This window comes from Pseudomonas pudica (assembly GCF_015680405.1).
GTDB lineage: Bacteria > Pseudomonadota > Gammaproteobacteria > Pseudomonadales > Pseudomonadaceae > Aquipseudomonas > Aquipseudomonas pudica.
The window spans coordinates 19,190-40,855 of the sequence record NZ_JADLJS010000005.1 but is presented as its reverse complement, the minus strand read 5'-3'; the positions used below and the strand labels follow the sequence as shown (position 1 = coordinate 40,855).

Below are 21,666 nucleotides of genomic sequence, written 5' to 3'. Positions count from 1 at the left end.
CTGTACTGGCCTCTTCGCGGGTGAACCCGCTCCCACAGGGACCGCACAAATTTCACGGTCTGTGCAGTACCTGTGGGAGCGGGTTTGAACTGGCCTAATGATTTTGGACACCTTCTTCGGGCGCTATGATGGCGCCCAATTGGAGGCAAAATCAGTGCGAAAATCTTATTCGAAAGAACACAAAATCCAAGCAGCTGAAATGGTGCTGGACGGTGGCCAGTCAGTTCCTGAGGTATGTGAAATCCTCGGGATTGGCCGCACAGCTCTTCGCCGGTGGGTTGACCAGGTACGGCAGGAGAGAGAGGGGAAAGTTCCGGCTGGTGCAAAGGCTATTACCCCGGAGCAGCGACGAATCGAGGAGCTGGAAAGCCTGGTTCGTCAAAAGGATCGGGATATCGAAATCCTAAAAAAGGCCAGTGCTCTCCTGCTTCGGGACTCCAAAGATCGTTCTCGCTGATCAACGAGCTGAGTGAGCATTACGGTGTTGTCGACTGCTGTCGCGTGCTTGGGGTCAAGCGCAGTAGTTTCTATGCATGGCGCAAACGCCAAGGGCGTGAAAATCCTGAGAGGGATGCTCTACGTTCGCGTGTAATCAACCTTTTCAATGCGTCTCGAGGCTCCGCAGGATCACGCACTCTGATGCAGGAGCTACGGCGTGAAGGCCATGAAGTCGGGCGTTACAAAGTGCGCGCGCTTATGCGTGAGGCTGGCCTGAAATGCCGGCAGCGCAGGCCGCATCGGTATCGCTCATCAGGTACAGAAGCACTGATTGCGGAAAACCAACTGAAGCGAAACTTCAAAGTTTCGACTATCAACGAGGTTTGGTGTGGGGATGTGACTTACATCCAGGTTGGCAGGCGCTGGCTGTACTTGGCCGCAGTAATCGACTTGTACGCACGCCGAGTTCTGGGCTGGGCGTTTTCAATGACTGCCGATGCCAGGTTGGCCTGTGACGCGCTGCGTATGGCGTCTGAGTCCAGGGGCAAACCTGCGGGCGTGATGTTTCATTCAGATCAAGGCTGCCAGTACACCAGCCATAAATTCAGGGCTGTGCTTGAAGAATACCGCTTGAAACAAAGCATGAGCCACCGCGGCCAATGCTGGGACAACGCTGCCATGGAGCGATTTTTTGGGGCGTTGAAATCAGAGTGGATGCCGGCAGGAGGCTATGAATCCGAAGCTGAGGCTAAGGCCGACATCATGGCTTATCTGGTGCGCTACAACCTCAAACGTCTCCACAGCTACAACGGATACGAGACCCCCGTAGCCATGGAGGAAAAACTGAGGGCAGCGGCATAAACCTTAACCGGTGTCCAAAATTACTTGACCAGATCAGTTCACCCGCGAAAGGGCCGGCACAGGCAATATGAATGGATCAGTCCCGGCGATAGGGCAACATCCCCCGGGCCTCCTCGGCATAGGCCCGCACCCCTTCCCGCTCCTGCACCAGAAAATCCTCCACCGCCCGCCGCAACCCCGGGTGCAGCAGGTAGTGCCACGACCGCGTCAGTACTGGCTCGAACCCACGAATCAGCTTGTGCTCCCCCTGCGCCCCTGCATCGAAACGCTGCAGCCCTTCGGCAATGGCAAAGTCCATGCCCTGATAGAAACAGGTTTCGAAATGCAGCCGGTCGAATTCATCCAGGCACCCCCAGTAGCGGCCGAACAGGCTGTCGCCCCCCACCAGGCTAAGGGCCATGGCCACATCACGGCCCCCCTGCCGCGCCATCACCACGCGCAAGGCCTCGGGCATGCGCTCGGCCAGCAGGCTGAAGAACTCGCGCGTCAGGTAGGGCGCTCGGCGGCGCACCGCGTAGGTATTGGCATAGCAGCGGTAGACGAAATCCCACTGCGCCTCATCCAGTTCACCCCCACGGTACCAGCGGAATTCAATACCGTGCCCGGCCACCTGTTCACGCTCCTTGCGCATCTGCTTGCGCTTGCGCGAACTCAGGCTGTCGAGAAAATCCTGGAAGTCGCGGTAGCCGTTGTTGCGCCAATGAAACTGGCAACCCAGGCGCTCCATCCAGCCCGGCTGGCCGGCCAGCTGTTCGTCCAGCGCCGGCTCGGTGAAATTGATATGCGCGCCAGACAGCCCGCCCTTGCCCAGGTACTCCGGCAAGGCCTGCAGCATCAGCAAGCCATCGGCTGTGTCGGCGGCAAGCAGGCGCGGGCCGCTGACCGGGCTGAACGGCACGGCACCGAGCAGCTTGGGATAGTAGGCAATGCCGGCCCGCTCGCAGGCATCGGCCCAGCCATGGTCGAACACGTACTCACCGAACGAGTGCCATTTGCGGTACGCCGGCAGCAGCGCCCGTACCTGCCCGTCACGCTCCAGCACCAGGTGCTCGGCGGCCCAGCCGGTGTTGCGCGCAACGCTGCCGCTGTCCTCCATGGCGCTGAGGAACGCATGGCGCAGGAACGGCTGGCCGGCCGGCACCAGGGCATCCCAGGTGGCCGCCGGTAGATCACGCAAATGGGCAAGGCTGTACAGGCTGGTCACGGTTTTGGCTCGCTGTTTCAAGGTACCCAGTATCCCCAAGGAAGGCCCGCCACTCAAATCACGATAGCCGGCACAGATCCTTTCATTCTCAATTACTTAACCGCAGTGCCACTAATTCGACATTAATCTGTCATTCGCCCCCGCAATACTTGCGCCTGTTTTCCGGAACCCCAGAACCTGTCTATTCAGGCCCTTTCCGAAGACATGCCAACACAGGGGCGGGCGCTTGAGCCTCCCCCATCTCATTCAACAGGGAGAACCTTATGCGTCTTGTTTCTACACTTACCGGAGTGAGCCTCACCGGCATGATGCTGGCTCTGAGTACTCCGGCCAGTGCAGCTGTCGACGCCAAGCTGCTCGAAATGCTCCGCGCCAACGGCTCGATCAACCAGGCGCAGTACAACGAACTGCAGGCGGACCTGGCTCAAGAAACCAAGGAAAAGGCCGCTCAGAAAGCGCAATCCGAACGGATGAGCTCCTTTGAACAGAAAGTGGCATGGGCCGCCAAGACCCAGGTCAAGGGCGATGTGCGCCTGCGTTACGAAGACGTCAACGTCGACGACCCTAACAGCAGCAGCGGCAACCAGGACCGCCAGCGCGTGCGTGCCCGTGTCGGCTTCTACAGCGAAATCAACCCGCAGGTAGACGCGGGCATCCGTATCGCCACCGGCAGCAGTGCCGACCGCCGTTCGACCAACCAGAGCTTCGACAACTACTTCGACAAGAAGTCGCTGTGGGTCGATCAGGCCTACCTCGACTGGCACCCGACTGCAGTTCCCAACCTGCACCTGATCGGCGGCAAGATGGCGCAGCCGTGGGTGAGCATGGGCGACATCATCTGGGATAGCGACATCAACCCGGAAGGCGTGGCAGCCACCTACAAGACCGACCTGGGCGGGGCCGAGGTGTTCGCCAGCGCCGGTCAGTACACCCTCAAGGACAACGTCGATGGCGACGGCGTGCAATACAAGCATGACGCACAGGTCTATCACGGCCAGTTGGGCGCCAAATTCGCCCCGGCCGATGTGCTCAAGCTGACCGTAGGTGCCAGTATCTATGGCTACGACAACGACAAGGAAGCCACCATCCTGCAGTCGTTCGGCAACACCACCAACGAGTTCAACCTCGTGGAAGGCTTCGGCCAGCTGGACTTCACCGGCTTTGCCATCCCGCTCTCTGCTTACGGCCAGTATGTGAAAAACACCGAAAGCACCGATGGGGAAGACCAGGCCTGGTTGGCGGGCTTGAAAACCAAAGTCGGCGCCTGGAGCCTGGACTACAACTACCGCGATGTGCAGCGTAACGCCGTGGTCAGCCTGTTCACCGACTCTGACTTTGGCAACGGCTTTACCGGTTCGCGCGGGCACAAGTTCAAGGTCGGGTATGAAATCGACAAGAACTTCTCTCTGGGCGCTGCCTACCTGATGGCCAAGACCGACCTGTCGCAATTGCCCAACAGCGATGCCGATGTAGATACCCTGCAGGTCGACCTGGAAGCCAAGTTCTAAGCGACACCCTGCACTGTTTCACCTGAAGCGGGAAATGCCGACCCCATCCGGCATTTCCCGCTTTTTCTTGCCTGGCAGAAATGCGCCGGCCTCTTCGCGGGCTCGCCCGCTCCCACAGAATCACCACAGCTCTTGAAAACTGTGGAGTACCTGTGGGAGCGGGCAAGCCCGCGAAGAGGCCGGTACAGGCGCCAGATAAATCAGCGCTTGCGCAGGATCACGCTACCAATCGAATACCCCGCACCAAACGAGCTCAACACGCCCAGCGAGCCCTTGGCCAGGTCGTCCTGGTACAGGTGGAAGGCAATCACCGACCCCGCCGAACTGGTGTTGGCGTAACGGTCGAGAATCACCGGTGCGTCTTCCTCGGCCACTTCACGCCCCAGCAGCTTCTTGACGATCAGGTGGTTCATGCTGAGGTTGGCCTGATGCAGCCAGAAGCGTTTTACATCGCTTGGCTGCAGCCCGTTTTCCTGCAGGTGCTCACCGATCAGCTCGGCCACCTTCGGGCACACCTCGCGGAACACCTTGCGGCCTTCCTGGATGAACAGCTTGTCCGCCGCACCCTCGCCCTCTTCCGCCGCGCGGTTGAGGAAGCCGAAGTTGTTACGGATATTGTTGGAGAACTCGGTCCACAGCTTGCTGCTGACGATCTCGAACTGATGCGCCGAGGTGGCCTTGTCGGCACGCTCGAGCAACACCGCGGTGGCGGCATCACCAAAGATGAAGTGGCTGTCGCGGTCACGGAAGTTCAGGTGGCCGGTGCATACCTCCGGGTTGACCATCAGCACCGCGCGCGCCTGGCCCTGGGCCACGCTGTTGGCGGCGGTCTGGATGCCGAAAGTGGCGGACGAGCAGGCCACGTTCATGTCGAAGGCAAAGCCCTGGATGCCCAGCGCCTGCTGCACTTCGATGGCGATGGCCGGGTACGGGCGCTGCAAGTTGGAGCAGGCGACGATCACCCCATCGACATCGGCCGCTGTACGACCGGCGCGCTCCAGGGCCTGGCGGGCGGCGGCGACAGCCATTTCGCAGAGCACCGACGGTTCGTCGTTGGAGCGCTCGGGCAGGCGCGGTTTCATGCGCTGCGGGTCGAGGATGCCGGCCTTGTCCATGACGAAGCGGCTCTTGATGCCCGAGGCCTTTTCAATGAAGGCCGCATCGGACAACGGCGCCGCCTCGATTTCACCGCGCTCGATGGCGGCGGCGTTGTCCTGGTTGAACTGCTGCGACCAGGTGTTGAAGGACGCTACCAGTTCTTCGTTGGAAATGCTCTGGGCCGGGGTGTACAGGCCGGTGCCGCTGATCACGACGTTATGCACGGTCGTTCCTCTGGTCAAAGGCCATCGCCACGGGGCGCTGGCTGGGAAACATGACAGGTTAATGGCACTTTAGTGCCAATTTAAAGGCGAGGTCTGTACCCTCGTTCGCGGGCATGCCCGCTCCCACAGGGATCGCACCGCTCCCTGAGGACACTGCTATACCTGCGAAGGGGCCGCCAGGCGGCCCCAAATTGCGTCAATATTGCCACAACTGTGGAAGTTTAGCCCTCCACCTGGCTCCATTGCTTGCTCAATCGCTTGTCCGAAATCGGCACCTTGGTCCCCAACTGCTGGGCAAACAACGACACCCGATATTCCTCCAGCCACCAGCGGTACACCGTCAGTTGCTCATCGCGCTTGCCTTCCTGGGCATGCTTGTCGGCACGGGCCTTGTACTGCGCCCACAGGTTGGCCAGCTCGCCGCTCCACACACGGTCCTTCTGCACCTGCGAACCCAGCTTCTCCAGGCGCAGTTCCACCGCCTTGAGGTAACGCGGCAGCTCCTTGAACCAGCCCACAGGGGTCTCGCGCACGAAGCCCGGGTACACCAGGTTGCCGAGCTGTTGCTTGATGTCGTTCAGCGCCACCGCCTGGCTCAGGTCGATCTTGCCCTTGAAGCGCTTCTGCAGCCCATGCCACAGCTTCAGCACTTCCAATGTCTGCCGTGCCAGGCGCTCGGCATGCTCGGCCCAGCTGCCGCGCTTGCGCTCGGCCAGGCCAGCCAGTGCCGCACCGTCGCGTGGCAGCGGCTGTTCGCCTTCGAGGATGCAGCTGTCCAGGCTTGCCAGCAGAATGTCCTCGACCAGCGCCTCGACCCGACCCATTTCACGGTACAGCAGGCCCAGCTCGGTCAGCCCAGGCAGCTTGCCACGCAGGTACTTGGCCGGCTCGGCCAGCTGCTGCAGCAACAAGCGCTGCAAGGCGCGGCGGTGCTGGAACTCGGCCTCGGCCTGGGTCGAGAAGCGCCCTTCGCGCACGGTGCCGCCCTCTTCCACCAGCGCCGGGTACACGGTCATCGACAGGCCGGCGATCTTCTGCTGCGCGGTCTGCTTCACCTCGCTGAAAGCCTTGGCCTGCACCGGCTGCTCGCTCTTGGCGTCACGCGGCACGGCCAACGCTGCCTGACTGGCGGCGGCAAAGCGCGCGGTCAGCTCGGCCAGGTCGCGGCCTTCACCCAGGAACTTGCCCTGGCCATCGACCACTTCGATGTTCATGCGCAGGTGGCCTTCCACCAGGTTGACCGACTCGTCCCAGGCCTCGTCGGGCACACGGGCGCCGGTCATGCGCAGCAGCTCCTGGCCCAAGGCCTGCGGCAATGCGCCCTGGCCGAAGGTCATGCGCGCCAGCGAGGCCTTGACGAAGTCCGGGACCGGCACGAAGTTCTTGCGCAGGGCCTTGGGCAGGTTGCGCACCAGCGCCACGCACTTGGCTTCCAGCAGGCCCGGCACCAGCCATTCCAGGCGCTCGCCCGGCAGGCTCGGCAGCAGCGGTGCCGGCACCCGCACGGTCACGCCATCGCGGGGGTGGCCAGGCTCGAAGTGGTAACTCAGCGGCAGGCGCAGCTCGCCCACCTGCATGCTGTCGGGGTACTGCGCGGCGGTGACTTCGCTGGCCTCGCGGGCCAGCACGTCTTCCTCGCGCATGATCAGCAGGTTGGCGTCCTTCTGGCTGCCCATGCGGTACCAGCTGTCGAAGGTCGCGGTCTGGTGAATTTCCGCCGGCAGACGCGCTTCGTAGAAGGCGTACAACGTCTCTTCGTCGGCCAAGATGTCACGGCGGCGGGCTTTGGCCTCCAGTTCGTCGAGCTCTTCCAGCAGGCGCTTGTTGGCCGTCAGGCACTTGGCTCGCGACTGGATTTCGCCACCCACCAGGCCTTCGCGGATGAACAGCTCGCGCGAGGTGACCGGGTCGATCGGGCCGAAATGCACCGGCCGACGGCCGACAAGGATCAGGCCATAAAGGGTGATCTGCTCGTAGGCCACCACCTGCCCGCGCTTCTTCTCCCAATGCGGCTCGAAGTGGTTCTTCTTGACCAGGTGGCCGGCCAGCGGCTCGATCCAGTCCGGCTCGATCCTGGCCACCATGCGTGCGTACAGTTTGGTGGTTTCGACCAGTTCGGCCGCCATCACCCACTGCGGGCGCTTGCGCCCCAGGCCCGACGACGGGTGCACCCAGAAGCGCCGCTGACGGGCGCCCTGGTAGTCGCCCTCTTCGGTCTTCTGGCCGATCTGGCTGAGCAGGCCACTGAGAATGGCCTTGTGCATTTTCGGGTAGTCGGACGGCTCCTTGTTCACTGTCAGCTGCAGATCACGGCAGATCAGCGCCAACTGGCGATGGGCATCGCGCCATTCGCGCAGGCGCAGGTAGTTCAGGAAGTTCTTGCGGCACCAGTTGCGCAGCGGGTTGGCGGTCAACGCCTGACGCTGTTCCTCGAAGCCACGCCACAGGTTGACCAGCGCGGCGAAGTCGGAATCCACGTCCTTCCACTGCGCGTGCGCCTGGTCGGCGGCCTGCTGGCGCTCCGGCGGGCGTTCGCGAGGGTCTTGCACCGACAGTGCGCTGGTGACGATCAGCACTTCCTGCAGGCTGCCCAGGCGGGCGCCTTCGAGCAGCATGCGGCCCAGCCGTGGGTCGATCGGCAGGCGCGCCAGCTGGCGGCCGATCGGCGTCAGCTGGTTTTCGCGGTTGACCGCCGACAGCTCCTGCAACAGGTTGAAACCGTCGCTGATGGCCTTGCCATCCGGCGGCTCGATGAACGGGAAAGCGTCGATTGCGCCCAGGCGCAGGTGCAGCATCTGCAGGATCACTGCCGCCAGGTTGGTGCGCAGGATCTCCGGGTCGGTGAACGCCGGCCGGCTGTTGAAATCCTCTTCGCTGTACAGGCGCACACAGATGCCCGGCTCGACCCGGCCACAGCGGCCCTTACGCTGGTTGGCACTGGCCTGCGACACGGCCTCGATGGGCAGGCGCTGGACCTTGGCGCGGTAGCTGTAGCGGCTGATGCGCGCGGTACCGGTGTCGATCACGTAGCGGATGCCAGGCACGGTCAACGAGGTTTCCGCGACGTTGGTGGCCAGCACCACACGCCGCCCGGTGTGTGGCTGGAAGATGCGCTGCTGCTCGGCCGGCGACAGGCGCGCGTACAACGGCAGGATCTCGGTGTGGCGCAGTTGCGCCTTGCGCAGGATCTCGGCGGCATCACGGATCTCCCGCTCGCCCGGCAGGAAGATCAGCACATCGCCGGGGCCTTTGCCCTCGCTTCGTTCGTGGTGCGCAAGCTCGTCCAGCGTGGCGAGGATTGCCTGGTCGACGGTGAGGTCGTCCTCGATCTGGTTGCCCTCCTCGTCCTGCTCGCTGGTCAGTGGGCGGTACCAGGTTTCCACCGGGAAGGTACGCCCGGACACCTCGATGATCGGCGCGCCGTCGAAGTGCCTGGAGAAACGTTCCAGGTCGATGGTCGCCGAGGTGATGATCAGCTTCAGGTCCGGGCGGCGGTGCAGCAGGGTCTTCAGGTAGCCGAGCAGGAAGTCGATGTTCAGGCTGCGCTCGTGGGCTTCGTCGACGATGATCGTGTCGTAGCGCTCGAGGAAACGGTCGTGCTGGGTTTCGGCCAGCAGAATGCCGTCGGTCATCAGCTTGACCAAGGTGTTGGCGTCGCTCTGGTCCTCGAAGCGCACCTGGTAGCCAACCAGCCCGCCCAGGGGCGTGCCCAGCTCTTCGGCGACCCGCGCGGCAACGCTGCGGGCGGCGATCCGGCGTGGCTGGGTATGGGCGATCAAACCATGGCTGCCACGGCCCAGCTCGAGGCAGATCTTCGGCAACTGGGTGGTCTTGCCCGAGCCGGTTTCGCCGGCGATCACCAGCACCTGGTGCTCGGCCAGGGCCTTCTTGATTTCGTCACGCTTGGCAGCGATGGGCAGGCTGTCGTCGTAGCGCACGGTCGGCACGCTCTGCTGGCGCGCGGTGACCTGGGCGCAGGACGCCTGGACCTTTTCCACCCACTGCGCCAGCTTCGCCTCGTCGGGGCGCTTGCGCAGTTCGTGCAATTGCCGGCGCAGGCGATGGCGGTCGGCGATCATGGCGTGGTCGAGGTTTTGCAACAGTTTGTCGATGGCGTGGTCAGTCATGGGGCTTTTTAGTGATGCAGGTGGGCCTGCTTTTTCATGATCGGCATTCGAAGGATGCGCGATTGTCGCAGATTTGCCGGTTTTCTGCTGCCTGTGCCGGCCTCTTCGCGGGTAAACCCGCTCCCACAGGTCTCAGCCTTGATGCGATCCTGTGGGAGCGGGTTAACCCGCGAAGAGGCCAGTTGCAACAGCGTATATGTTTAGCCAAACGCGATGTAAAGGTTGCCATTCACTGCTTTAATCAACCTTACGCCGCATGTGAGTATCAAAGGCATGACGCCCGCCCAGCCCATCGCCCCACCGCTGTCCCGCCCTTCGCTGCCGAAGGCCCGGCGCCGTGCCGGTGAAAATCCGCTGGTCCACATCATCCTCGCCTTCTGGGCCCTTTGGCACTGCCGTCACGCACGCCCACCGGATTTCTCGCTCACGCCTTCCTGACCCAACCCGGCCGTCGTCTGGCCGTTTTAATCAGCCGGGCCGCCTGCATGCGCGGTGGCTCCGTGCGCCCGTGAGCGAATCCATCATGCACTTTGCACCCGTAGAGCAGGCCAGCCGTTTTCTGGCCGACAACCCCGATATCGAACTGTTCGAACTGTTCATCCTCGACGCCAACGGCGTGCCGCGCGGCAAACTGCTGCACCGCGAGGAACTGCTGGCCGTTTACCAGACCGGCCGGCCGCTGCCCAGCACCATCCTTGGCCTGACCCTGAACGGCGACGACGTGGAAAACTCCGGCCTGGTGTGGGATGTGGGCGATATCGACTGCCGCGCCTACCCGCTTGAAGGAAGCCTGGTGCGCCTGCCCTGGCGTCGGGTGCCGACCGCCGCGGTGCAGGTGAGCATGCACCCAAGCGAGGGCCTGCCGGCCAGCATCGCCGACCCGCGCCATGTGTTGCTGCGTACCATCGAAGCCCTGAAGGACGACGGCTACCATCCGGTGATGGCCTGCGAGCTGGAGTTCTACCTGCTCGACCAGCAACCTGATGCCCAGGGCCGCCCGCAACCGGCGCTGGACAACGACGGCGGCCGCCCACGCACCACCCAGGTGTATGGCCTGCGTGAACTGGAGCAGATCGAGCCGTTCCTCGCTGACCTCTACGCCGCCTGCAAGGCCCAGGGCATCCCGGCCCGCACGGCGATTTCGGAATACGCCCCCGGCCAGGTGGAAATCACCCTCGAGCACGGCGACGCCCTGCAGGCAATGGACCAGGCCGTGCGCTACAAGCGCCTGGTCAAGGGCGTGGCCCATGCCCATGGCATGCAGGCCTGCTTCATGGCCAAGCCGTTCGCGCAACTGGCCGGTACCGGCATGCACATGCACCTGAGCCTGGCCGACAGCGCCGGCAACAACCTGTTCGCCAGTGAGGACAAGGCCGGCACCCCGCTGCTGCGCCAGGCCGTGGCCGGCATGCTGCGCCACCTGCGCGATTCGCTGCTGCTGTTCTGCCCCAACGCCAACTCGTTCCGCCGCTTCCAGGCCAACAGCTATGCCCCGCTGGCGCCGACCTGGGGCGTCGACAACCGCACCGTGAGCCTGCGCATACCGGGCGGCCCAGCCAACAGCCGGCATGTGGAGCACCGCATCTGCGGCGCCGACGCCAACCCCTACCTGGCCGCTGCGGCGATCCTCGCCGCCAGCCATCGGGGCATCCGCGAACAGATGGACCCGGGCGCGCCGGTGGAAGGCAACGGCTATGCCCAGGCCACCGAACACCTGCCCACCGACTGGTTGACGGCCCTCGACGCCCTGCAGCACTCCAGCTGGGCTCGCGAAGCACTGGGCGAGGACTTCCTTGGCGTGTACCTGAAGGTCAAGCGCGCCGAGTACCGCCAGTTCATGGCCGAAGTCAGCGAGCAGGACTGGCGCTGGTACCTGCACCAGGCCTGAGCCCCCAGATAACAAGGAACCCTCATGAACGCAGCATTGAACAAGGGCCCGGCGCAACGCGCGCCGTCCTACTACAGCGCCACCCTCAACGACCACACCGAGTACCCGCAGCTCAAGGGCACGGTACAGGTGGATGTGGCGATCATCGGCGGCGGCTTCACCGGCGTGGCCACGGCGGTGGAGCTGGCCGAACGTGGCCTGAAAGTGGCCATCGTCGAAACCAACCGCATCGGCTGGGGTGCCAGCGGGCGCAACGGCGGCCAGGTCACCGGCAGCCTGTCGGGCGACGAAGCCATGCGCTCACAGATGCGCAACCGCCTGGGTGCCGAGGTCGATGACTTCATCTGGCACTTGCGTTGGCGCGGCCACCAGGTGATCGAGCAGCGCGTGGCGCGGTACGGCATCGACTGCGACCTCAAGCACGGACACCTGCACGCGGCCATGAAGCCCTCGCACATGGAGGAGCTGCGCGCATTCGAAGCCGAAGCCCGGCGGCGCGGCATGGGCGAGCAGGTGCAACTGCTGGACCGCAATGGCACCGCCGAGCACCTGCAAAGCCCGCTGTATCTGGGCGCTCTGAAGAACCTGCGCAACCTGCACCTGCACCCGCTCAACCTGTGTTTGGGGGAGGCCCGTGCCGCCCATGGCCTGGGGGCACTGATTTTCGAAAACTCCGAGGTGCTGGACATCGTCCACGGCCCGCGCCCGGCGGTGGTCACTGCCCACGGGCGGGTCGAGGCGCGCCAGGTGATGCTGGCCGGCGATGTGTACCACAAACTGGAAAAGCGCCAGCTCAAGGGCAAGATTTTCCCGGCCATGGGCGGCATCGTCACCACCGCGCCGCTGGGGGAACTGGCCGAACAGATCAACCCGCAGGACCTGGCGGTGTACGACTGCCGCTTCGTCCTCGACTACTACCGCCTGACCGCCGACAAGCGCCTGTTGTTCGGCGGTGGCGCCAACTATTCCGGCCGTGATTCACGGGATATCGAAGGCGAACTGCGCCCGTGCATCGAGCGCACCTTCCCGGCGTTGAAAGGCGTGCCGATCGAGTTCCAGTGGAGCTGCGCCATGGGCATCGTGGTCAACCGCATCCCGCAGCTGGGCAAGCTGTCGGACAACGTGTGGTATTGCCAGGGTTATTCGGGGCACGGGATTGCCACCAGCCACATCATGGGCGAGATCATGGCCGAGGCGTTGACCGGGACGCTGGAGAAGTTCGACACCTTTGCCCAGTGCAAGCATGTGCGGGTGCCGATGGGGGACTTGCTGGGCAACCCGCTGCTGGCGGCGGGGATGTGGTACTACCAGATGCTGGAGAAACTGCGCTGATTACGCGGTCTCTGTGGGAGCGGCCTTGTGTCGCGAAAGGGCCGCAAAGCGGCCCCAGGGTCTCAGCTGTGATGCTGAAATTGCTGGGGCCGCTTCGCGGCCCTTTCGCGACACGAGGCCGCTCCCACACTGAGCGTGCAGGGCTCTGATCAGGCGATCTTCTTCAAGCCCTGTTTCTTCAGCTCTTCATCGCGCAGTTCGCGGCGCAGGATCTTGCCCACGTTGGTGGTTGGCAGCGCATCGCGGAACTCGATCTGGCGCGGGACCTTGTAGCCGGTGACGTTGGCGCGCATGTGCTCCATCACCTGTTCCTTGGTCACGGTCATGCCCGGCTTGACCACGATGAACACCTTGATCACTTCACCGGACTTCTCGTCCGGCACGCCGATAGCCGCGCACTGCAGCACGCCCGGCAAGGCCGCCAGCACATCTTCCAGCTCGTTGGGGTACACGTTGAAGCCCGAGACCAGGATCATGTCCTTCTTGCGGTCGACGATGCGCATGTAGCCGTCCGGCTGGATCACGGCGATGTCACCGGTCTTCAGCCAGCCATTGCTGTCGAGGATCTCGGCGGTGGCGTCCTCGCGCTGCCAGTAGCCCTTCATCACCTGCGGGCCCTTGACGCACAACTCGCCCACCTCGCCCAGCGGCAGCTCGTTGCCGTTGTCGTCGATGACCTTGCACAGGGTGGACGGCACCGGAATACCGATGGTGCCGACCTGGTTGGCTTCCGCCGGGTTCACCGCGGCCACCGGGCTGGTCTCGGTCATGCCGTAGCCTTCGCAGATGGCGCAGCCGGTCACGGCTTTCCAGCGTTCGGCCACGCTCAGCTGTAAGGCCATGCCGCCGGACAGGGTGATCTTCAACGCCGAGAAGTCCAGAGCACGGAACGCCTCGTTGTTGCACAAGGCAACGAACAAGGTGTTGAGGCCGACGAAGCCGCTGAACTTCCACTTGCCCAGCTCCTTGACCATGGCCGGCAGGTCACGCGGGTTGCTGATCAGCACGTTGTGGTTGCCGATCAGCATCATTGCCATGCAATGGAAGGTAAAGGCGTAGATGTGGTACAGCGGCAGCGGGGTGATGAGGATTTCGCAGCCTTCGTGCAGGTTGGAGCCCATCAGCGCCCGGCACTGCAGCATGTTGGCCACCAGGTTGCGGTGGGTCAGCATCGCGCCCTTGGCCACACCGGTAGTACCACCGGTGTACTGCAGCACCGCCACGTCGTTGGCCTGTGGGTTCGCCTCGGTCACCGGCTGGCCCTTGCCCAGCGCCAGTGCATCGTTGAAACGTACGGCACGCGGCAGATTGTAGGCCGGCACCATCTTCTTCACGTACTTGATCACGCTGTTGATCAACAGGCGCTTGAGCGGCGGCAGCAGGTCGGCGACTTCGGTGACGATGACGTGCCTGACCTGGGTCTTGGGCACCACCTTCTCGGCCAGGTGGGCCATGTTGGCCAGGCACACCAGGGCCTTGGCGCCGGAGTCGTTGAACTGGTGTTCCATTTCCCGTGCGGTGTACAGCGGGTTGGTGTTGACCACGATCAGCCCGGCACGCATGGCACCGAAGACCGCCACCGGGTATTGCAGTACATTAGGCAGCTGCACGGCAATTCGGTCACCCGGCTTGAGGTCGGTATGCTGCTGCAACCAGGCGGCAAACGCCCCCGACAGCGCATACAGCTCGCCATAAGTGATAGTCTTGCCCAGGTTGCTAAAGGCCGGTTTGTCGGCAAAGCGTTGGCAGGATTGCTTGAGTACCGCCTGGATATTGGGGAATTCGTCAGGATTGATTTCCGCCGTAATCCCGGCTGGGTACTTATCCTTCCAAAAATGTTCGATCATGGAAGCCCACTCCTTCAGCAACAGCGAAGTTCGATTCACGCGTCGATGCGCTTATTATTGATATGAGATGACGGCTCGTTGCAAACCGGATCATCTGAAAGCGGGCCGAGAGTAACAGCTTTGCCTGGGGTCGCCTAGAGGCCAAAACAGGCCTCACGGTCACAAAAATGACTCAATGAACAATACAGGTCATTTTTAGAGTAATTATCCAAAATGTCGCAGATCGGGCTATAAATAGCCTGTTAGAGCGGTTTCACGGCATTCGCGGGCTTGCCCGCTCCCACAGGGACCTCACAGTTCTCGAATGCTGTGCAGTACCTGTGGGAGCGGGCAAGCCCGCGAAGAAGCCAACTCGGTATCAAGCTATGTCGCGCAGCTCCCGCCGCAGGATCTTGCCCACCGGCGTCATCGGCAACGACTCGCGCAGCACGATGTGCTTGGGCACCTTGTAACCGGTGAAGTTGGCCTTGCAGTAGGCCTTCAGCTCATCCACGCTCAGCCCGCCCTCGCGCGGCACCACGAACAGCTTCACCGCCTCTCCGGAGCGCTCGTCCGGCACGCCGATGGCAGCGCAGTTGGCAACCTTGGGATGCCCCATCACCACATCCTCGATCTCGTTGGGGTACACGTTGAAACCCGAGACGATGATCATGTCCTTCTTGCGATCGACAATGCGGGTGAAGCCGTCCGGGTCGATCACCGCGATGTCGCCGGTCTTGAACCAGCCCTCCGCATCCAGGGCCTGGGCCGTGGCCTCGGGCTGCTGCCAGTAGCCTTTCATCACCTGCGGGCCCTTGATGCACAGCTCGCCCCGTTCGCCCAGCGGCAACTCGTTGCCATCATCGTCGATCACCTTGAAGGCGGTGCCGGCCACCGGGATGCCCACCGTGCCCAGACGCGCCAGCTGGCCATAGGGGTTGGTGCTGGCCACCGGAGAGGTTTCGGTCAGCCCGTAGCCTTCGACGATGCGGCAACCGGTAAGCGCCTCCCAGCGTTCGGCCGTGGCCTTGACCAGCGCGGTGCCGCCGGAGTTGGTGACCTTCAGCGCCGAAAAGTCGAGCTGACGGAAGCCCGGGTGGTCCATCAGCGCGACGAACAGCGTGTTCAGGCCCAGCAAGGCGGAGAAACGCCATTTGCCCAGCTCCTTGATGAAGCCGGAAATATCCCGAGGGTTGGTGATCAGCACGTTGTGGTTGCCGGTGACCATCATGCACATGCAGTTCGCGGTAAAGGCATAGATGTGGTACAGCGGGAGCGGCGCGATCATCACTTCCTGGCCGTCCTTGATCAGCTTCTGCCCGTCCGGCCCGTGCTGCGAGAAGCAGGCCAGCACCTGCAGCATGTTGGCCACCAGGTTACCGTGGGTGAGCATGGCGCCCTTGGCCAGGCCGGTAGTGCCGCCGGTGTATTGCAGCACGGCGATGTCGTCCAGGCTCAGTGGCACCGCCTTGTGCGACGACTCGCGGCCCTGGCGCAGCACCTGCTTGAACTGCACCGCCTGGGGCAGGTGGTAGGCAGGTACCATCTTCTTCAGTTTGTCGACCACCGTGTTGACCAACCAGCCCTTGGCGGTGGGCAGCAAGTCGCCCATCTTCGCCTCGATCAGGTACTCGATGCCGGTATCGGGAAGCACCTCCTGCACGCGCTTGCCGAACATGTTCAGGTACACCAGCGCACGCGCACCGCTGTCCTTGAACTGGTGGCGCATCTCGCGCTCGGTGTACAGCGGGTTGGTGTTGACCACGATCAGGCCTGCGCGCAGGGCACCGAACACGGCGATGGGGTATTGCAGCACGTTGGGCATCTGCACCGCGATGCGGTCGCCCGGCTTGAGGTCGGTGTGCTGCTGCAACCAGGCGGCGAAGGCCGCCGAATGGCGCTCCAGCTCCGCGTAGGTCAGGGTCACGCCCAGGTTGCTGAAGGCCGGGCGGTCGGCGAAGCGTTTGCAGGAGCGCTCGAACACCTCGACGACCGAGGTGTAGGCATTGATATCGATGGTAGAAGGTACGCCCGCCGGGCGCTTGTCATTCCAGAAGTCGGCTTGCATTTATTATTGTTCCTCTGCCTGGACCTGCTGTGAGTCCTGTAGTCCTTTCACCTGCCCGCCCGAAAGCGAAAAGGCGTTGATCCGACGTTAGCAGGTAAGCCCAAGGCGGCATATACGCCAAGTGCCGCCATTAACATTGTGAATCTTATTTGTGCCCTTCCTGCAATCCGGTCGGTTGTGCATACACTGTTCGGGTATCTGTGCGCACAAGGACCCGCCATGCCTCACGACGCCTTCTGGCTGCCCGCCAGCGAGCACTGCAGCCTGTATGTGCACCAATGGTTGCCAGCCACACCGGTAAAAGCCGTTGTGTTGCTGGCCCACGGCATGGCCGAGCATGCCGGGCGCTACCAGCACCTGGGCCATGCCTTGAGCGAGGCCGGCTTTGCCCTGTTCGCCGCCGACCAACGCGGCCATGGGCGCACCGCCGAACTGGGCAGCCTCGGCCTGTTCGCCCGCCATCATGGCTGGAATGCCGTGGTCAACGACCTCGGGCTGCTGGCGCAGCACATCGGCCAGCAGTACCCGTGCACGCCGCTGTTCCTGTTCGGCCACAGCATGGGCAGTTACATCGCCCAGGCCTATCTGCTGCACCACAGTGGCAGCCTGCATGGGGCGATCCTCAGCGGCTCCAACTATCAGCCAGCGGCGCTGTACCGCGTGGCGCGGCTGATTGCCCGGCTGGAAGCCTGGCGCCAGGGGCCGCTGGGCAAGAGCGCGCTGATCGAGTGGTTGTCGTTCGGCTCGTTCAACAAGGCCTTCAAGCCCAACCGCACGGCGTTCGACTGGCTCAGCCGCGACCCGGCGCAGGTCGACCTGTACGTCAAAGACCCGCTCTGCGGCTTTCGTTGCAGCAACCAGTTGTGGCTCGACCTGCTACAAGGCTTGGCGCAGATCAGCCAGCCGAGTAACCTCGCGCAGATCGATCCGAACCTGCCGCTGCTGGTTATCGGTGGTGAATGTGATCCGGTCAGTGCCGGCAAGCGTCTCACCCACCTGGTCGACGCCCTGCGCGCGACCGGCAATCGACATGTACAGCTGCGCATCTATCCTGAGGCGCGACACGAAGTACTCAACGAAACCAACCGTGACGAGGTCACCGCCGATATTCTCGGCTGGCTCGAACAGGCACTGGCTCTAGGCCGCCCTGTGCGCAGTGAATGATAGCCGCCCTCGCCTACCGCTTAAGGAAGCCCCGATGTCCCAGGTCACCAACACGCCTTACGAAGCCCTCGAAGTCGGCCAGAAGGCCGAGTACAAGAAGTCCGTCGAAGAACGCGACATCCAGTTGTTCGCCGCGATGTCCGGTGACCACAACCCGGTACACCTGGACGCCGAGTTCGCTGCCAAGAGCATGTTCCGCGAGCGCATCGCCCACGGCATGTTCAGCGGCGCGCTGATCAGTGCTGCAGTGGCCTGCACACTGCCTGGCCCTGGTACCATCTACCTGGGCCAGCAAATGAGCTTCCAGAAGCCGGTCAAAATTGGCGATACCCTGACCGTGCGCCTGGAAATCCTGGAGAAGCTGCCCAAGTTCAAGGTGCGCATCGCCACCAATGTGTACAACCAGAATGATGAGCTGGTGGTCCAGGGCGAGGCCGAGATCCTGGCGCCGCGCAAGCAGCAGACCGTCGAACTGGTTTCGCCGCCGAATTTTGTGGCTAGCTGAAAAGTGATGTAGGCAGCACCGGCCCTATCGCCGGCAAGCCAGCTCCCACCGGATCACCACAATGTTCAAGCCTGTGATGACCCTGTGGGAGCTGGCTTGCCGGCGATAAGGCCGGTAAAGCAAACATCATTCGATAGCCTGCAACCGCCGCTCGATATGCCTGCGCTCCGGCTCCTGCCGGGTCAGCGCCAGCGCCTGCCGCCAGGCCGCACGCGCCTGCTCCACATGCCCCAGCTGGTAATACAGCTCGGCCCGCGCCGCATGGGCCAGGTGATAGTCCAGCAGTTCACCCCGCGCCAGAATCCCTTCGACCTCCCGCAGGCCAGCCTCCGGCCCATCCCGCTTCGCCAGCGCCACGGCCCTGTTCAGCTCCACAACTGCTGACGGCCAATGCCGCTGCAGCACGTCATACAGCCCGACAATCTCCGCCCAGTCGGTCGCTGCTGCCGTCGCCGCTTCGGCATGCACCGCCGCAATCGCCGCTTGCACGGTATAGGCACCAAACGCCCGGCTTTGCAGGGCCTGGCGCACCAGCTCGCAGCCTTCTACGATGCGTTGCCGGTCCCACAGGCTGCGGTCCTGATGCTCCAGTAATACCAGGTTGCCCCGGCCATCGGTACGTGCCCGCTGCCGGGACGCCTGCAGCAACATCAAGGCCAGCAGGCCGACCGCCTCCGGGTCGGGCAGCAACTGCACCAGCAGCCGCGCCAGGCGAATGGCTTCGTCGCTCAGTTCCTGCTGCAACAGCGCCTCGCCCGACGACGCCGAATAGCCCTCGTTGAACACCAGGTAGATCACCCGCAGCACGCTCTCCAGCCGCTCGGGCAGTTCGTTCAGCTCCGGCACCTGATAAGGGATGCCGGCATCGCGGATCTTGGCCTTGGCGCGCACGATGCGCTGGGCGATGGTGGCCGGGCTCTGCAGGAATGCACGGGCAATCTGCTCGGTGGTCAGGTCGCAGACTTCGCGCAGGGTCAGCGGCACCTGGGCATCGGCGGACAAGGACGGGTGGCAGCAGGTGAAGATCAGCCGCAGACGGTCGTCAGCCAGCAGTTCTTCCTCGCTGGGGTCCTGTGCCTGGCCGTCGAGCAGCATGCTCAGGTCTGCCTGGGAACGGTCGAATCGGGCCCGTCGACGCAACGCATCGATGGCCTTGAAGCGGCCGGTGGACACCAGCCACGCCCGCGGGTTATCGGGAATACCGTCGCGCTGCCAGCGCTCGACGGCGATGAAGAAGGCATCGTGCATGGCCTCCTCGGCCAGGTCGAAATCACCCAGAAGGCGGATCAGTGTCGCCAGGATGCGCCGTGACTCGCTCCGGTAGACCGCCTCGACCTCGGCACGTACCTGCGCCAGTACCGACATCAGTCGGGCATCCGCTGGGTCACCACCTCCACCAGGCGGTCCAGGCTTTCTCCCCAACCCTGGTGGAAGCCCATTTCCTCATGGGCGCGGCAATCGGCGGCATTCCAGTGCCAGGCGCGGGCGGTGTAGCGGGTCTTGCCCTGCTCCTCGTCAAAACTGATCACGGCAGTCATGAAGGCCTTGTCCGAAGGTACCCAGCCTGGGCCGAAGGCATCGGTGAACACCAGACGCCGTGGCGCGGCGATTTCCAGGAACACGCCCTGGTTCGGATACTCGCTGCCATCCGGCGCCCGCATCAGGGTGCGGAACAGGCCACCGCTCCACAGCTGCATCTCGCACTCCGGGGTGGTCATGCCGTGCGGCCCCCACCACTGCATCAGCCACTGGGGCTCGGTCCAGGCGCGGAACACCTTGGCCGGTGGCGCGTCGATCAGGCGGCTGATGGACAACTCGTGTTGCGCTTGCGCGGGGTGTGCAAGGCTCATGCTGTTAGGTCTCCATTGCTGTCAGGGTTGCAGTTCGCGCACCGGCCGCACCTCGACACTGCCGACCCGCGCGGCGGGGATGCCCTTGGCGATGTTCAGCGCCTCGTTCAGGTCGCGGGCTTCCACCAGGTAGAAGCCCGCCAGTTGCTCCTTGGTCTCGGCGAACGGGCCGTCGGTCAGGCTCATGTGCCCGTTGCGCACGCGCACGGTGGTGGCGGACTGCACCGGCTTCAGCGCCTCGGCCGCCAGCATTCGCCCGGAGCCTTGGATGGATTCGGCATACGCCATGCATTCGGCGTCTTCCGGGCTGTCGGGCAGGCTGTGCAGCAGCCCCTCGTCACAATAGACCAGGCACAGGTATTTCATGGTCACCTCCAGGGCATTGGCAAAGTGCGTTTGGCGATAACGGCTCAGGGCTTGAGATCGAACAGGGCTTTCTGAGTTGCCATGTCGAATGGCGCCGACCAGTGTTCGTGGATTACCTGCCACTGGCCACCTTGACGACGATAGCCCACGGTGGCGCGCATGAAGCCGCACTGGCTTTCGTTGTCCGCTGGGCCACAGCGGTTCAGCCAGTGCGCCAGGGCCAGGTCGCCAGCGGCATGCACGGTAAGTTCAGCGAATTCGAAAACCATCGGGCCGGGGCACATGTTCATGCACATCTCCCAATGCGCCTGGTAGGTTGCCTTGCCTTTGAATTGCAGGGCCTGGATGGCATCGAAGGCGACAATATCGTCGGCATAGGGAGCGACGATGTTGGGGATGTCGCGGTCGCGCACGGCCTGCATCCAGCGCTCGATCAATTGGCGGATCTCGGTTTCGGCTGCGGTGCTCATCGGGGGTTCCTCCGACAGGTCATGGGTGATTGGGCACGGGGGTGCAACGTGCTCTCACCTATGGTCGAACGGGGGACGGAGGAATCGACAGGTCGAGGAAATTATTCTGGGTTGATTGTGGTTTGAAATGCATATCGGGGAATTGCATAGGGGCGACAAGGTGCATGCCTTGGGTGATGTGGCGCCTGTGAGACCGAGCGCCGCGCGGGCGGCGCTCGGTCCCACAGGTGCTGAAAATGCTGTGGCGGGTCCTTGGCGGGCTCAACCCTGCTGGCACCCCTCACCCATGGCCCGGTACTGAATGGTGTGCACCTGGCCCTGGTGGTCTTCGTAAGTCATGGTCGCAGGTACCACTTCGCAGACGTTGGGGATGGTCGACAGGTTGATCACCCGCTTGATGTCCAGGTTCATGGAGTAGTCGTACTGCTGGGCGACGGGCTCGCTGGAGACGGGTCTGGCCTCATCGGCGAGGGCGAACGAGGACATACCGACCAATGCAAGAATCAGTAATGGTTTCATGTGAGTCTGCCTTTTGAGCATTCAAGCTGATCGATTGACTTCTATTGCCGTGCCCGGCGCGGAGAAGTTGCCATCTGCGGTGAAGATGGCACGAAGTACCGATCCCGCTTCGTACTGCCAGTGGGGATGAGTAAAAGTCTACTCCCGGCCTGGAATAGTTGAACCCCGAACTCGGACATTCACCCTTGCCAGATATGCAACAATCTGCGACAAGTTCA

Annotated in this window: 17 protein-coding genes; 7 read left to right on the top strand and 10 right to left on the bottom strand. The window is 63.2% G+C overall.

Features of this window, described 5'->3' with window-relative positions; genetic code table 11:
• Positions 1 to 97: 97 nt before the first annotated feature.
• Positions 98 to 457 (top strand): transposase, encoded by a 360-nt coding sequence (locus tag IRZ77_RS26890; RefSeq protein WP_051100362.1) that lies wholly within the window; start codon positions 98 to 100, stop codon positions 455 to 457.
• Positions 454 to 1,299: an IS3 family transposase gene (locus tag IRZ77_RS05485; protein ID WP_328315379.1), complete on the top strand. Its 846-nt coding sequence runs from the start codon at positions 454 to 456 to the stop codon at positions 1,297 to 1,299. Before IRZ77_RS26890 ends, IRZ77_RS05485 begins: the two co-directional genes overlap by 4 nt.
• A 76-nt stretch (positions 1,300 to 1,375) precedes the next feature.
• Here the strand turns inward: IRZ77_RS05485 and IRZ77_RS05480 are convergent, their stop codons facing one another.
• Positions 1,376 to 2,503 (bottom strand): GNAT family N-acetyltransferase, encoded by a 1,128-nt coding sequence (locus tag IRZ77_RS05480; RefSeq protein ID WP_085602125.1) that lies wholly within the window; start codon positions 2,501 to 2,503, stop codon positions 1,376 to 1,378.
• A 263-nt stretch (positions 2,504 to 2,766) separates the two neighbouring features.
• On the opposite strand from IRZ77_RS05480, the gene IRZ77_RS05475 reads away from it, so the two are divergent.
• A complete protein-coding gene (locus tag IRZ77_RS05475) occupies positions 2,767 to 4,011 on the top strand; it encodes a putative porin (RefSeq protein WP_015271304.1) in 1,245 nt (414 codons plus the stop codon).
• A gap of 200 nt (positions 4,012 to 4,211) precedes the next feature.
• Here IRZ77_RS05475 and IRZ77_RS05470 read toward each other — a convergent pair whose 3' ends face one another.
• Both IRZ77_RS05470 and hrpA read right to left on the bottom strand, forming a co-directional pair.
• Positions 4,212 to 5,333 (bottom strand): beta-ketoacyl-ACP synthase III, encoded by a 1,122-nt coding sequence (locus tag IRZ77_RS05470; protein WP_196173068.1) that lies wholly within the window; start codon positions 5,331 to 5,333, stop codon positions 4,212 to 4,214.
• A 221-nt stretch (positions 5,334 to 5,554) separates the two neighbouring features.
• Complete coding sequence (gene hrpA, locus IRZ77_RS05465) at positions 5,555 to 9,460, bottom strand: ATP-dependent RNA helicase HrpA (RefSeq protein ID WP_196173066.1); 3,906 nt, start codon at positions 9,458 to 9,460, stop codon at positions 5,555 to 5,557.
• Positions 9,461 to 9,983: 523 nt separating this feature from the next.
• Here hrpA and IRZ77_RS05460 point away from each other — a divergent pair.
• Complete coding sequence (locus IRZ77_RS05460; RefSeq protein WP_108481284.1) at positions 9,984 to 11,348, top strand: glutamine synthetase family protein; 1,365 nt, start codon at positions 9,984 to 9,986, stop codon at positions 11,346 to 11,348.
• Between the two features lie 24 nt (positions 11,349 to 11,372).
• Positions 11,373 to 12,680: an NAD(P)/FAD-dependent oxidoreductase gene (locus IRZ77_RS05455; protein WP_085602092.1), complete on the top strand. Its 1,308-nt coding sequence runs from the start codon at positions 11,373 to 11,375 to the stop codon at positions 12,678 to 12,680.
• Between the two features lie 149 nt (positions 12,681 to 12,829).
• Here the strand turns inward: IRZ77_RS05455 and fadD1 are convergent, their stop codons facing one another.
• Together fadD1 and fadD2 are read right to left on the bottom strand one after the other, a co-directional pair.
• Positions 12,830 to 14,527, bottom strand: a complete 1,698-nt coding sequence (gene fadD1, locus IRZ77_RS05450; RefSeq protein WP_046614682.1) for a long-chain-fatty-acid--CoA ligase FadD1 — start codon at positions 14,525 to 14,527, stop codon at positions 12,830 to 12,832.
• A gap of 358 nt (positions 14,528 to 14,885) precedes the next feature.
• Positions 14,886 to 16,574 (bottom strand): long-chain-fatty-acid--CoA ligase FadD2, encoded by a 1,689-nt coding sequence (gene fadD2, locus IRZ77_RS05445; RefSeq protein WP_108481280.1) that lies wholly within the window; start codon positions 16,572 to 16,574, stop codon positions 14,886 to 14,888.
• A 219-nt stretch (positions 16,575 to 16,793) separates the two neighbouring features.
• Between fadD2 and IRZ77_RS05440 the strand changes: the two genes are divergently transcribed.
• Together IRZ77_RS05440 and IRZ77_RS05435 are read left to right on the top strand one after the other, a co-directional pair.
• A complete protein-coding gene (locus IRZ77_RS05440; protein WP_046614684.1) occupies positions 16,794 to 17,738 on the top strand; it encodes an alpha/beta hydrolase in 945 nt (314 codons plus the stop codon).
• A gap of 34 nt (positions 17,739 to 17,772) precedes the next feature.
• Positions 17,773 to 18,243: a MaoC family dehydratase gene (locus IRZ77_RS05435; RefSeq protein ID WP_012273633.1), complete on the top strand. Its 471-nt coding sequence runs from the start codon at positions 17,773 to 17,775 to the stop codon at positions 18,241 to 18,243.
• A gap of 126 nt (positions 18,244 to 18,369) precedes the next feature.
• Here IRZ77_RS05435 and IRZ77_RS05430 read toward each other — a convergent pair whose 3' ends face one another.
• From IRZ77_RS05430 to IRZ77_RS05410, 5 genes are all read right to left on the bottom strand, one after another.
• Positions 18,370 to 19,608, bottom strand: coding sequence for an RNA polymerase sigma factor (locus tag IRZ77_RS05430; RefSeq protein ID WP_135002387.1), 1,239 nt, complete (start codon positions 19,606 to 19,608; stop codon positions 18,370 to 18,372).
• Positions 19,608 to 20,093: an SRPBCC family protein gene (locus tag IRZ77_RS05425; RefSeq protein WP_046614686.1), complete on the bottom strand. Its 486-nt coding sequence runs from the start codon at positions 20,091 to 20,093 to the stop codon at positions 19,608 to 19,610. Before IRZ77_RS05425 ends, IRZ77_RS05430 begins: the two co-directional genes overlap by 1 nt.
• 21 nt (positions 20,094 to 20,114) lie before the next feature.
• Complete coding sequence (locus IRZ77_RS05420; protein ID WP_196173064.1) at positions 20,115 to 20,459, bottom strand: YciI family protein; 345 nt, start codon at positions 20,457 to 20,459, stop codon at positions 20,115 to 20,117.
• A gap of 44 nt (positions 20,460 to 20,503) precedes the next feature.
• The gene (locus IRZ77_RS05415; RefSeq protein WP_196173062.1) at positions 20,504 to 20,929 is read right to left on the bottom strand and encodes a YybH family protein; all 426 of its coding nucleotides are present in this window, start codon (positions 20,927 to 20,929) and stop codon (positions 20,504 to 20,506) included.
• Positions 20,930 to 21,190: 261 nt separating this feature from the next.
• A complete protein-coding gene (locus IRZ77_RS05410; RefSeq protein ID WP_004375752.1) occupies positions 21,191 to 21,448 on the bottom strand; it encodes a DUF2790 domain-containing protein in 258 nt (85 codons plus the stop codon).
• Positions 21,449 to 21,666 lie beyond the last annotated feature (218 nt).